The sequence below is a fragment of the Enterococcus sp. DIV0682 genome, from assembly GCF_051712685.1.
Taxonomy (GTDB): Bacteria; Bacillota; Bacilli; order Lactobacillales; family Enterococcaceae; genus Enterococcus; species Enterococcus faecalis.
On sequence record NZ_JBIOPK010000001.1, the window covers coordinates 2,791,088 to 2,803,326 of the forward strand.

Genomic DNA, 12,239 nt, shown 5'->3' on the forward strand with positions numbered 1-12,239 from the left:
CTCCATCTTATTTAATCGGTTGTTTATTTGGTAATCCAGGTTTTCTGGGATATTTTTTAGGGGTTTCTTTTTTCTTTTGAATCACGACAATGTGACGTTCGTCTGCCGTAATCGGCAATGTAAAACCAACTTCTTTTTGAAATTGACCGCCTAATGTAGCGATTGCAGGTTTTGCTTCATTAATTTCTTCTTCACTTTTCGATGCTTTTAAGGCTAAAAAATAGCCTTCTTTTTTAACTAAGGGTAAACACAGTTCACTTAAAACATTTAATCGTGCAACTGCTCGCGCTGTAACGTAATCAAACGCGCCACGAAATTCTGCTTTTTGACCAAATGTTTCTGCACGATCATGATACAAAGAAACATTAGCCAAACCTAGTTGATTCACCAACTCTGTTAGGAAAGTAATTCGTTTATTTAAAGAGTCAACAATTGTGACATTTAATGAAGGAAAAACAATTTTCAAAGGAATACTTGGAAATCCTGCGCCTGCGCCAACATCACAAATGGCTTTATCGCTGGCAAAGTCTTCAAAGAATGCCAACGAAACAGAATCATAGAAATGTTTCAAATAAACTTCTTTTTCTTCTGTAATGGCTGTTAAATTCATTTTTTCATTCCATTCTACTAGTAGATGGAAATATTGGTCAAATTGTGTCATCTGTTGGTCTGTCAATTCAATGCCTTTTGCGGCTAATAGTTGTCTAAATTCTTCGGGTAGCATAAAGACTCCTTCCTTTTTTGTGAAACAGAAAAATGTTTCACAATCATCTTTTCCTACTTTAACGCAAATAGCAATTTCTTGCAATGCTTTTCGGAAGATTTTTGCCTGAATGATAAAAGAAAAATCCGCCTTTTTATGTGGTAAAAAGTCTCTAGCCACGGGCCAAAATGTTCAATTGGCGGCAACGAAAACCGCCTTTCTCTAAGAGTAAAACAAGCCAATGTTTCATGTGAAACATTGGCTTGTTTTACTTACTATAATCATCGCACTTTATTTGTCGTTCTCTGCGGTAGTCGTATTCTTGGATACGGGGACTTAACCAACCTTTTTTGGCTGTTTTTCGTAATTGATGATCAAATCTCCCTGGTGGTGAACTATCTAGTAATTCATGGGTACGATTATTCCGATTTGCATAATTAAACGATTCACCATTCAAGACTTTTTCCTGGTATTCATTGTTTTTGGCCGCTTGATAATAGGCTGGATTACTAATTAATCTGCCTCGCCAGTCCTCAACTAACACATCCCACTGGGTTACAAAGGTCCCTTCTTCATTCAAAATAAACTCACTGTGAAAATTAGGCGTCAATCGTTTCTTATTAATTAAAGAATAAGATGCCCCCTCAGGGTATTTGTTATGCAAACGAGCAGAGCTTTTTTTCAGTTTCCGCCCGCCCATTCCTTGCGGCTTGGCCGCAAAAACATAACGTTTTAATGCCTGTTCATCGGTGTCCCCTTCTTGTTTAAAAAAATCGCGGATATACGTGATATTTTGACGATCAATATACATTCTTAATTGATGTATCTTTTTCGCTTTCTCTTGGTTAAAGCTCCCAAGAAGACCTAACGGATAGGCTTTTTGAACTGTTTTTGCCAACAAATGCCAAAACGTCGCATGCGGTGCAATCGTCTTCGAGAAACGATAAGGTCCTACTAATTGCAACATGCCATGCTGATCCAACACTGCACCTAATTGCCATAACAGTAACGAGAGCTTTTCTTGCGGACGATAAACCGAAAAGCGAAATAATCGCTCATACGCTGAAGAGCCCACTTCTTCCACTTCAGAAAACAGTTCCGCGACTGCTGTTTTCGCTTGCTCAAGTGGCAAGAAACGCGTGTCTTTTATGGCGCTTTCCACTAATCCATAAACAGCTTGGCGGTCCCAGCCAGCGTCAATCGCCGCCTCTACACCAGCACTCATTGCTTGTTGTAATTCTTGCCAACGTCCCATCTTCTCGCCGCCTTTTTCTATATACTTCTTCTATAATGATAATCCTTTCCCCGCAAAATGCCAACTGCTTTAACGCAAAAAAACAACCCGCCCTTTGGGGAAGGGCGGGCGGAGGAGTTAAAAAATGAAAAAGTGTTTTGTTAGGGTTTTGTTTATCGGGTATGTTTAAATAATAGCCGTTAAATGTGAAGAAACTATGGTAAAAATGCGCCTTCTTTTCAACAAAATTTTGAAAAAGTCTCTTCAGAAATTAAGATTTTTTTGCGAAGTTGCCCACTGGCTACCCTCATTCAACATATTATATATTTAATATCCACAAAATCATAAAATAAATATACACAATAATGAATATTTATTCAACGGTTAATAAAACAACCAAAAAAGCGAGTGATTTACACTCGCTTTTTCAACTAAATTAAATGATTTTCTCTTAAAATATCACCAATATACGTATCCTCAAATTTCTTCACAAAGTGTTCAACCATTTTGCGTTCCACGAACGGCATATCCATTTCTGTTAATTTTTTCTTGTCAGATAAATAATAAACAGAGTTTGCTAAGACGCGCAAGTCGTATGCAGAAGCAAACACTTCTGGTACTCCGCGTTCAACCTCTAGCAATTGATAAACAGCTTCCATCGCTGTCCGTACAGAATACTCTGTTGTAAACACCGTATCTCGTTCAGTATCTGCGAAGTTCCCAATGAAAGCAAGATTTTTAGAGCCGTTTGGTACAACTAATGGTCGATCGCCTGGTTCTCTTAACATAAAGTAAGAAGTGATAAACGGCATATACACCGGAATAGTGGTAGCCGATTCTTCTGAAATACGTTCAATTTCCCCTTCTGGGACCCCTAAATGATAAAGTAACTCTTGCGTAATTTCTTGGCCGGTACATTGTTCGATTGGTTTTTTGATATAATTTCCTGGTTTATTAGAAAGTAATCCATATACCCAAGTTATAGATTGTTGATCATTTTGTTCTTTAAAATGCGGTTGTCTATGCATGGCGAAACTCATCATCCAATTAGAGTCTTTGATAGTAATAATACCACCTGTGACAATTTTTCCTGTGCGTAATTTACGATGTGTTAACCGAGAAAGATACGGTTCAATATCGAAATTTTCCCACGTAATCGTTGCTGAGACAAACCAACTTTCATCTGGTAAATTTTCACAGAAAACTTCTGGGTGCCCAAATTCTGGGGATTGTTTTGCTAAGTTTTTCCAGAGATTCCAACTTCCCCCTAGTTCATGAGTAATTGGTGCTGGTGTATGATGATCTCCTTGCGTCGAACTTTCAGTAATTGAGCCATTCGTTACGAAGACTAAATCATTTTCAGTTAAAGGAATTTCTTTGGTTTTGCCCGCTTGTGTCAACAATAATCGCCGAGCAACTTTAGTAGCTCCTTTGATGTCGACTTGGATATCATTGATCGTTGTTTCATATTGAAAGTCTACCCCTTGATTGGTTAAAAAGCTTAGTAATGGTTTCACTAACGATTCGTATTGATTGTATTTGGTAAACTTCAAGGCTGTAAAGTCAGGCAAACCTTTGATGTGGTGGATAAAGCGCATGATGTAGCGGCGCATTTCAATGGCAGAGTGCCATTTTTCAAAAGCAAACATTGAACACCAATAGATCCAAAAGTTGGATTCAAAAAATTCTTCGCCGAAAACATCTTCAATTTTTTTGCCAATTAATTGATCTTCAGAAGTCATAAATAAATCAACGATTTCTTTTTGTGCTTTTTTGGATAAAGTAAATTGTCCATCATCGGGGACACGTTCGCCACGGTTATGAATAATGCGGCAATTTGAAGAATTCGGATCATCTAAATCTAACCGGTAAAACTCATCTAGGACAGAGGCATCTTCTACTTCTAATGATGGTACCGAACGAAATAGATCCCACAAACACTCGAAATGGTTTTCCATTTCGCGTCCGCCGCGAGTGACAAAGCCATCATGGGGAATAAATTTACCATCTAAAGAACCGCCAGACAGCGTGAGTTCTTCAAAAATGTGAATATTTTCGCCCTTCATTTGACCGTCACGAATTAAGAAAACAGCCGTTGCTAAACCTGCTAGGCCACCACCAACAATGTAGGCACTCTTGTCATCTACGCCTTTTGGTTTTCTTGGTCGAGCAAATGCTTCATAATTTCCATTTGTGTATCTCATTCTCGTTTCCTCCTATCATTTGATACCCTCATCATACTGCTACCAAAAAAAATACCCAAAAGATAACCCTTTTTTTTAAGAAATTCTTTGACAAATAAAGAAAATTGTCTAATTTTTAAGCAAGTGAATAAACGTAGATGTTTCATGTGAAACAAAAAAAAGAACGAGAAGAAAAATGGCCGCTTTTTCTTCTCGTTCTTTTTATGCTAATTCGTTTACCGTTTCTACTCCAAAAACAGCAACCCAATCTTCCTGAAAATCAGTTACTGCTTTTTGAATGGCGGGCATTGCCAAGCCTTGTGTCACGAGTTCTGGTGCGATAGTGACCGCTTGCGCCCCCATTTGACAGGCTTGATTAATTTGTGCCACGTTTTTAAAACTAGCAGCTAAGATCTTACTCTTTGCGTTCGTCCGTTTAATTTCTGCAGCTAAATGCTCAATAACCTTTTGAGAATCAATTGTTAAATTCTCCATCCTATTATAATACGGCGCTAAATAATCTGCACCTGCCGCAATCGCTAGATAACCTTGAAATTCTGTATAAATAGCGGTTGCTGTTATCCGATAATTTGCCTGCTTTAGTTGTTTGATGGCTGCCAAGCCTGCTTCATTGACTGGGATTTTAATGAATGTTTCTTGGCCTAATTGTTGTACAATGGTTTGGGCATCTTCTAGCATCTCTTCTGTCGTTTGACCGACCACTTGGACGTGCAAACTCGCTTGTCCAATCGTTTTTTTGATTTCTTTCATCTGCGCAAAGAAGTCAATTTTTCCTGCTTGTTTAACAATACTGGGATTAGACGTCACGCCTGCCAGTGGTAAAATTTTCTGATACTTTCGAATAGCCTCAAGATTAATTGTATCTAGCATAAATTCCATCTTTTACGTTCCTCCCTTAAACGATAATTATAGAATAGTGATTGTTGTACCAACAGTTATTTCAGGAATAGCTTTTTCTTCAACATATAATGTACCTGGTAATTCAGGTGTTGTTGCGCCATCAAATTTAATAGTAATGTGACCCAATGTGTCTAAATTAGTTAATACTACCTCGCCTACAGCGGTAATCTGGTAAGTTTGTTCATCAATCACTAACGTTTGCTTGTCCGTAATCGCTTCTGTGACTGGCTGAACCTCAATGTTATAACAATAATCTGCTAAAGCATCTGGTGCATCTTTTCCAAATAAGATGACCATTTTTTCTTCTTTAAATAATTCGGCTTCTGGTCCAATAGACTGAACCTTTGTTGTAAATACTGACATTTCCCATCCTCCAAAAAAATTTTTTAACTATACAATCCAAAACTTGCTAACCAAGCAACTAGTACTCGAGGGGCACCATTTAAGAAACGAGAATATAAAACAGAAGGGACCCCGACTTCAACGGTTTCAGCTTCAGCTTCTTCCAAGCCTAAACCCACGGGAATAAAGTCGCACGCGTTTTGTGTATTAATAGCAAACAATGCTGGTAGAGCTAGTTGTGGCGGAATGTTGCCTTTCCCAATTTCCACACCAATTAACGTACCAATTACTTGGCTGATTACTGCTCCAGGACCTAATAAAGGAGAAAGAAACGGCAGAGAACAAATAAAACCAATAATTGTTAACCCCACAATGTTTCCTGCTAAGGGCGCCATGATATTGGCAAAAAATTCACCAATTCCTGAACCTTGGATCACACCAATTAATAAAGAAACAAATGCCATAAACGGAATCACTGTGTTGATCATCGTTTGTACGCCTTCACGGGCTGATTGGTTGAATGTCGCTACAACTTTTCCTGCACCCATACCAATTTTCGCAACAAAACTTTGTTGTTCCGCTTTTTGTTCAGTAATTTTTTTACTTGTATCATATTTAAATTCTGTTTTTTTCGAGGTGGGCTTTTCTGTATCAGCAGCAGCTTCTTCTGATGTCAATGTAATCTGTTTCGGGCCTACAGCGGAAACATAAATTGTCTCATTAATGTATTGTGCTAAGGGACCACTTTTGCCAGTTGGAACAACGTTAATAGTAGGAATTCCTTTTTTAGGATAAATTCCGCAACGAAGAGTGCCTCCACAATCAATAATGGCTAATGCGATTTCATCATCTGGAATCGATGTCTTAAAACCATTGACCGCTTCCATTCCTGTCAAATCTACGATTTTATCAACAATTGCGGGTTTCTCGCCGCCACCTGTAATGTAAATAAATTTATGTTTTTCTTCTGTCGGTGTAATCACTAAGGGCCCACCATAACCGCCATTTCCTTTAACTACCTTAATACTATTGTACGTCATCTCACCTTGCTCCTTTCTAATCCACAGCAATCTCTACTGTTTTACTAAGGGTAATTCCTTGTTGTTTGCAAACATAGGCGGTAGTGAAATCGGTAACCCAACCGCCAATAAAATTCATTAATATCCCTACAAACATATAGCGAATCGCTAGGTCCATCGAATTTAGTCCTAACGTATCAATCCCTTGCGCAATCCCTAACCAAACGAACAATTCACCAGGATTAATATGAGGGAAAACTCCATTACTGGTATGACAAAATTGCGCTTGTGCAGCATAATAGCTAGGTTTATAGTATTCTGGTAAAAATCGAGCCATCGTAAAGGACATTGGATTGCCTAACATAAAAGCGGATAAAAAAGGCAACACTAAATACCGCGTAACAGGATTTTTGGCAGAAAGTTTGGCTACCTTGGTTACTCTTTCTTCTCCTAGAAAAGCAATTAAAGTATTCATAGCTACCATTAACATCAAAACAACAGGTACGATGCCTGTCATCCAAGAAATAAATGTTTCTGCTCCTGTTTGGAAAAGGTGCATAAATCCTTCCGCAAATTTTGTAATATAAGACATTACTCGACACTTCCTTTCAATTTTGTTTGTACTTTATTTTTCCATAATTGCCATTGAATTTTGGCTCCATTAAGCGGCGTTAATGGTTGTGTTTCTTGATAATTGCCAAGCTCAACACGTAAGTAAATTTCTCGTGCATTTTCCATCGCTTGTTGGGTTAATTTATTTTCCTTTTGTACGAGTGGATGGTAATGATCCATATAATGAATATCCTCGTTCACGTACTGAGGTAAGGGATGAAATTTAGCTAGAACAGTGACACCTTGCATCTTTCTAGCGGCTAAGATTTTCCCTTGCGAATCCACAGCAAACAAGATAATCGTGCCTGCTTTTAACTTCCCTGCACGTCGACCAATCGCGACTTTCCCTAATTGTCGCAATTCTTGGTAGTTTTGATTAAAGTGTTTAATCTGTTTCATTCCCATAGCTATCTGAACGAAGTAAGCTGTTAAAAAAAGCGCCCCGAATACGTAGATAAAACTCATATGATAATCCCCTTCCTTTGCATCCACTCTTTAACCGCTAAAACATCTCGTTGCTTCCGTAACTCATTACGTAAACGTTCGTCTCCTGCGATTGTAAACAAGCGGTCATATAGTTGTAGTAACTCTGCTTCAACAGTGGCAGTCAGCTCTTCTGGAATACCCAACAGCAAAATAACATCAACTTTACCTTCTGGTGTAACCAGTGATTCTTCAAAAACCCCAATCGATAAAATAATCGTTGGTAAGGCTTGATTAATTGTATGGGGAAAGGCAATCCCCGATTCAAAAATAGTTGTTTGTTGATCTTCTCTAGTAAAAATTCGTTCGATAAATTGGGAATCTACTAATTTTTCTGCTTCTAAATCAGCAATCATTTTTTGGATATTCGCTCGGTAACCTTGAGTATTCTCTAATAATTGATAGGTCATATGAATATTTTGAGATTCCACGGAACGAATTTCTTTTGCTCTCTGCCACTCATTTCTGAGCCAAGTATCGTTAAATAAATTAGTTAAATGGATCATCGGTGTTTGTGGTCGAATATTTTTTAAGGGAATGGTTGTAAAAATAGCAAAATATTGATTCAATTCTCTTCTCTCTGCCTCTTCTTCAGAAAAATGGGCAATCTGGACGTCTGGACCCAAAACTTTTTCCAATTGCCGCTGAATGATCAAGGCCGTTCCATGACCTGTACTGCAGATTACAGCGATTTCTTTTTTGGCTCCCGCTTCATAGTTCCCTCTCAATGCTAGTTCAAAATACAAAGCGAGATACCCAAATTCAACCGTCGGCACACAACGATTTAACAAACGGCCCAATTCTTGCAAGCCAATCTTGGCTAATTCATAGGCCAAAGGATATTGTCGTTCAATTTCTCCGTAAAATAAATCGTGACACTCCACATGAAAAACGAGTCGATTCATCACGTTTCTTAAATGATCTTTCATTTCTGAAAACAAGAAGTCCTCATCAAATTCAACAACAACTGAATGATGAATTTTTTTCATCATTTTTTGAAAATAGTCAGCTAAGAGTCCTTCATCAGCCAATAAAGAATTACGAATATGGTTTGTGTTGATGTTAAAAGGAAAGCTGATAAAGGAACGTTCCCATTGGCTTAACGTTACATTATAGGTTATTTCCAAGTGATACATCAGTTCTTCAATCTGCTCGTTATGACGAACATAATCAACATATTCTGGTGGTAGTTCCGTAATGAGTTTTCCAGCTAAAACACGCTGCAAAACAATTGAAACCACTCTTCGTAAAAGAAAACTATCTTGTTTTGCTAGTCTTGTTTCTTTGATTATTTTTTGTATCATTTGTTTGGTAGTTTCATGAAGAAACTGTTCTTCAAAATATTCTTGGACGTAATTCACATGAAGTAAGCGTAAATCAAACTCTTTTCCTTCTAAATGAATGCCACGGTTTGGCGTACCTACAACCGCAACCTGCCAAGGAGCAATCAGCTCTTTCATGCGCTTAATGTCTTTATTAACTGTGCCGCGACTAACGGCGAGTTCTTCGGATAAATCATAAGTTGAAATAAATTGATCTTCTTCTATTAATCGTTTGATAATGTAGGAAACACGCTTGCTTGAAGAATTAAAATCAGATTCCCTTTTTAGCCGTCCAGACAAAACCTCTTCAAAACCTTCAAAGTTATTGATTTCTAACTGAAAGAGATTTTCCTTCTGAATAATTTGGGCGATACCGATTAATTCATCATTCAATGTATCAATGTTTTTACGAACTGTTTGAGGACTTGCGGCTAATTTTTCTTGCAATTCCTGTAAGCTCATTCCTTTGTGATCAACTAGTAATTTTATTACTTGGTACCATCTATTTACTAGCGTCATTTAGTTTTCCCACCTCTATCCTCTTGTTTTACCTCCAGCTACGTTTGTGGTGATGCCTGTAATATAGCTTGAACGGTCTGATAAATAATAGCATACTAAGTCAGCGACTTCATGGAGTTTTCCGCTACGACCTAATGGAATCGTACTTGTTTTTGAATAACCTGCTCGCAATTGCTCCACAGAAATGTTTCGTGTATAAGCCAATGCTTCTTCGTATGCTAAAGTGCGCAAGCCCGTTTCTTCCATAATGCCTGGCGCAATCCCCACGACACGGACGTTTGATTTTCCTAACTCTTTAGCCCATGAACGTGTATAACTGCTGACCGCTGCTTTCGTTGCAGCGTAGGCGCTTTGCCCTTCGGAGCCTTCTAATCCAGCTTCTGAAGACATATTAATAATGACACCTGCTTGTTTTTGTACAAGAATCCGGCCCACTGCTTGGCTCATTAGGTAGAGCCCTTTTTGATTGATGGCTACAATTTTGTCGAATACCTCATCCGATAATTCATAAGGCCCATGAGGATGATTTTTATCCACCAATAGACGAGGAATATTGATTCCGGCATTATTTACTAGGCCATCTACGGTTCCAAATTTTTCCACCACTTGAGCGACACCCGCTTCTACTTCTGCTCGAGAAGTTACATCGACTTTCACAAAGAGTAAATGCTCATGTTGCGTTTCTGATGCTGAAATATCAAAATTAGCGACATAGACCTCTTGCGCTAACAAGCTTTCAACAATGCTGCGACCAATACCAGATGAGCCTCCTGTAACAATCACTACTTTTCCTTTAATTCCTAACCAATCTGTCATTTGTTCCACTCCTATCATTTGTTTGCGCTTTCAGTATAGGTCAGTTTGTGAAATTATTTAAGACAGTCTTTTTTTGCAGTTTAGAAAAAAAAGTAGACTAATTCAAAACAAAAAAGCAGTTGCTTCTTCACAATCAATCATCCGTGAAGAAGCAACTGCTTCAAATTTTTATTATCCTTGCACTTTCGCGATTTTTCCTTGTTCGATGTAGACCATCAAAATGCTAATGTCAGCGGGGTTCACACCGCTGATACGGCTTGCTTGGGCAATCGTTTCTGGTTGGATTTTTTGTAGTTTTTGTTTTGCTTCTGTAGCCAAGCCGTTAATCGCTTGGTAATCAATGTTTTCTGGAATGCGTTTTTCTTCCATGCGTTTTAGTTTCTCAACTTTTTCCATGGCTTTTTTAATGTAGCCTTCGTACTTGATTTGAATTTCTACTTGTTCAATCACTTTCGGATCGAGTGCCTCTTCAGGTGCGGGGATAAATTGAGCGACTTCTTGATAACTGATTTCTGGGCGTTTCAGAAAATCTCTAGCTAAAATACCATCTTTTAAGCCAGCAGCGCCTTTGGTTTCCAAAAATGCTTGCACTTCTTTGGTTGGTTTAATCCGATGTTTGCCTAAGCGGGCAATTTCCGCTTCAACAGCCGCTTTTTTGACTAGATAGGCGGCATATTGTTCTTCTTTGACTAAGCCAATTTCATGACCCATTTCTGTTAAACGTAAGTCCGCATTGTCATGTCTTAAAATCAAACGATACTCCGCACGTGACGTTAATAAGCGATAAGGTTCGTTAGTGCCTTTTGTAACTAAATCGTCAATCATGACGCCAATATAGCCATCACTACGTTTTAAAACAAGAGGCTCTTTGCCTTGAATTTTCAATGCAGCATTAATTCCTGCCATCAAGCCTTGACCAGCAGCTTCTTCGTAGCCACTAGTTCCGTTCGTTTGACCTGCTGTATAAAGATTTTCAATGACCTTTGTTTCTAATGTTGGGCGTAATTGGTGAGGGACTACCACATCGTATTCAATGGCGTAACCTGTACGCATCATTTCTACTTTTTCTAATCCTTCAATAGAATGAAGCATTTCTGTTTGGACATCTTCTGGTAAAGAAGTAGATAAGCCTTGGACGTAAACTTCTTCGGTATTCAACCCTTCTGGTTCCAAGAACAATTGGTGTCTTGGTTTGTCTGCAAAACGAACAATTTTGTCCTCGATGGATGGGCAATACCGAGCGCCCACACCTTCCACAATCCCAGTAAACATTGGGGCGCGGTGTAGATTTTTTTGAATAATTTCATGCGTTGTTTCATTCGTATAAGTTAACCAACAAGGTTCTTGGTTTTGATTGTAGGCACTATCTGGCGTGCTGTAACTAAAGTGGTTGGGTTCTTTATCGCCTGGTTGTTCCTCTGTCACAGAATAATCAATCGTACTTGATTTTACTCGCGGCGGCGTTCCTGTTTTAAAGCGATCGATTTCTAAACCTAATTCTTTTAAATGATTGGCTAAACCAACGGAAGGTTGCGAATTGTTTGGTCCTGATGAATATTTTAATTCACCAATAATAATTTCGCCACGCAAGGCAGTACCGGCAGTAATCACCACTGCTTGACTACGGTATGCGGCACCTGTTGAAGTTACAACACCACGACAAACGCCATCTTCCACGATTAATTCTTCAACAATCCCTTGACGAAGGGTTAAATTTTCTTCTTTTTCAATGGTATGTTTCATTTCTGTCGCATAGGCATGTTTGTCAGCTTGCGCGCGCAACGCACGCACTGCTGGACCTTTACCAGTATTTAGCATCCGCATTTGGATGTAGGTTTTATCAATGTTTTTACCCATTTCGCCGCCTAATGCATCGATTTCTCGGACAACGACTCCTTTGGCAGGTCCACCAACAGAAGGGTTACATGGCATAAAAGCAACCATATCTAAATTAATCGTTAAAAGTAACGTTTTAACGCCCATTCGTGCGGCTGCTAAGGCTGCTTCAGAGCCAGCATGTCCAGCACCGACGACAATAACATCATATGATTCTGCTTGATATTGATTCATAAAAAATTCCTCTCT

General features: G+C 38.7%; 11 protein-coding genes. All 11 read right to left on the reverse strand.

All coding sequences use genetic code 11. The features are described 5' to 3' along the window. Positions 1 to 7 precede the first annotated feature (7 nt). The 11 genes from rsmG to mnmG all read right to left on the reverse strand — a co-directional run bounded on the left by rsmG (position 8) and on the right by mnmG (position 12,224). Entirely contained in the window at positions 8 to 724 is a 717-nt protein-coding gene (gene rsmG / locus IGK96_RS13520) for a 16S rRNA (guanine(527)-N(7))-methyltransferase RsmG (protein ID WP_002355977.1), read from the reverse strand. Positions 725 to 971: 247 nt separating this feature from the next. Beyond that, positions 972 to 1,958 (reverse strand): DUF3114 domain-containing protein, encoded by a 987-nt coding sequence (locus IGK96_RS13525; protein WP_075578728.1) that lies wholly within the window; start codon positions 1,956 to 1,958, stop codon positions 972 to 974. A gap of 410 nt (positions 1,959 to 2,368) precedes the next feature. Next, on the reverse strand, positions 2,369 to 4,141 hold the full coding sequence (locus IGK96_RS13530; RefSeq protein ID WP_002361446.1) for an oleate hydratase: 1,773 nt from the start codon (positions 4,139 to 4,141) through the stop codon (positions 2,369 to 2,371). Positions 4,142 to 4,342: 201 nt separating this feature from the next. Continuing rightward, positions 4,343 to 5,020, reverse strand: coding sequence for a fructose-6-phosphate aldolase (locus IGK96_RS13535; RefSeq protein WP_002355980.1), 678 nt, complete (start codon positions 5,018 to 5,020; stop codon positions 4,343 to 4,345). A 27-nt stretch (positions 5,021 to 5,047) separates the two neighbouring features. After that, positions 5,048 to 5,404 (reverse strand): PTS glucitol/sorbitol transporter subunit IIA, encoded by a 357-nt coding sequence (locus IGK96_RS13540; RefSeq protein WP_002355981.1) that lies wholly within the window; start codon positions 5,402 to 5,404, stop codon positions 5,048 to 5,050. Positions 5,405 to 5,427: 23 nt separating this feature from the next. Then, positions 5,428 to 6,423, reverse strand: a complete 996-nt coding sequence (gene srlE, locus IGK96_RS13545; protein ID WP_085443133.1) for a PTS glucitol/sorbitol transporter subunit IIB — start codon at positions 6,421 to 6,423, stop codon at positions 5,428 to 5,430. 16 nt (positions 6,424 to 6,439) lie between these two features. Beyond that, positions 6,440 to 6,994, reverse strand: a complete 555-nt coding sequence (gene srlA / locus IGK96_RS13550; RefSeq protein ID WP_002355983.1) for a PTS glucitol/sorbitol transporter subunit IIC — start codon at positions 6,992 to 6,994, stop codon at positions 6,440 to 6,442. Next, positions 6,994 to 7,479, reverse strand: coding sequence for a transcriptional regulator GutM (locus tag IGK96_RS13555; RefSeq protein ID WP_002355985.1), 486 nt, complete (start codon positions 7,477 to 7,479; stop codon positions 6,994 to 6,996). The genes srlA and IGK96_RS13555 overlap by 1 nt, the downstream gene beginning before the upstream one ends. Further along, the gene (locus IGK96_RS13560; protein ID WP_016615254.1) at positions 7,476 to 9,338 is read right to left on the reverse strand and encodes a BglG family transcription antiterminator; all 1,863 of its coding nucleotides are present in this window, start codon (positions 9,336 to 9,338) and stop codon (positions 7,476 to 7,478) included. Before IGK96_RS13560 ends, IGK96_RS13555 begins: the two co-directional genes overlap by 4 nt. A 15-nt stretch (positions 9,339 to 9,353) precedes the next feature. Then, positions 9,354 to 10,154 (reverse strand): SDR family oxidoreductase, encoded by an 801-nt coding sequence (locus IGK96_RS13565; RefSeq protein ID WP_002355987.1) that lies wholly within the window; start codon positions 10,152 to 10,154, stop codon positions 9,354 to 9,356. A 171-nt stretch (positions 10,155 to 10,325) separates the two neighbouring features. Continuing rightward, complete coding sequence (gene mnmG / locus IGK96_RS13570; RefSeq protein WP_085443132.1) at positions 10,326 to 12,224, reverse strand: tRNA uridine-5-carboxymethylaminomethyl(34) synthesis enzyme MnmG; 1,899 nt, start codon at positions 12,222 to 12,224, stop codon at positions 10,326 to 10,328. Positions 12,225 to 12,239 lie beyond the last annotated feature (15 nt).

Excerpts from the sequence above, each read along its gene's own strand:
- rsmG (WP_002355977.1), bottom strand. The coding sequence starts at position 724 with ATGCTACCCGAAGAATTTAGACAACTATTAGCCGCAAAAGGCATTGAA.
- IGK96_RS13525 (WP_075578728.1), bottom strand. The coding sequence starts at position 1,958 with ATGGGACGTTGGCAAGAATTACAACAAGCAATGAGTGCTGGTGTAGAG.
- IGK96_RS13530 (WP_002361446.1), bottom strand. The coding sequence starts at position 4,141 with ATGAGATACACAAATGGAAATTATGAAGCATTTGCTCGACCAAGAAAA.
- IGK96_RS13535 (WP_002355980.1), bottom strand. The coding sequence starts at position 5,020 with ATGGAATTTATGCTAGATACAATTAATCTTGAGGCTATTCGAAAGTAT.
- IGK96_RS13540 (WP_002355981.1), bottom strand. The coding sequence starts at position 5,404 with ATGTCAGTATTTACAACAAAGGTTCAGTCTATTGGACCAGAAGCCGAA.
- srlE (WP_085443133.1), bottom strand. The coding sequence starts at position 6,423 with ATGACGTACAATAGTATTAAGGTAGTTAAAGGAAATGGCGGTTATGGT.
- srlA (WP_002355983.1), bottom strand. The coding sequence starts at position 6,994 with ATGTCTTATATTACAAAATTTGCGGAAGGATTTATGCACCTTTTCCAA.
- IGK96_RS13555 (WP_002355985.1), bottom strand. The coding sequence starts at position 7,479 with ATGAGTTTTATCTACGTATTCGGGGCGCTTTTTTTAACAGCTTACTTC.
- IGK96_RS13560 (WP_016615254.1), bottom strand. The coding sequence starts at position 9,338 with ATGACGCTAGTAAATAGATGGTACCAAGTAATAAAATTACTAGTTGAT.
- IGK96_RS13565 (WP_002355987.1), bottom strand. The coding sequence starts at position 10,154 with ATGACAGATTGGTTAGGAATTAAAGGAAAAGTAGTGATTGTTACAGGA.
- mnmG (WP_085443132.1), bottom strand. The coding sequence starts at position 12,224 with ATGAATCAATATCAAGCAGAATCATATGATGTTATTGTCGTCGGTGCT.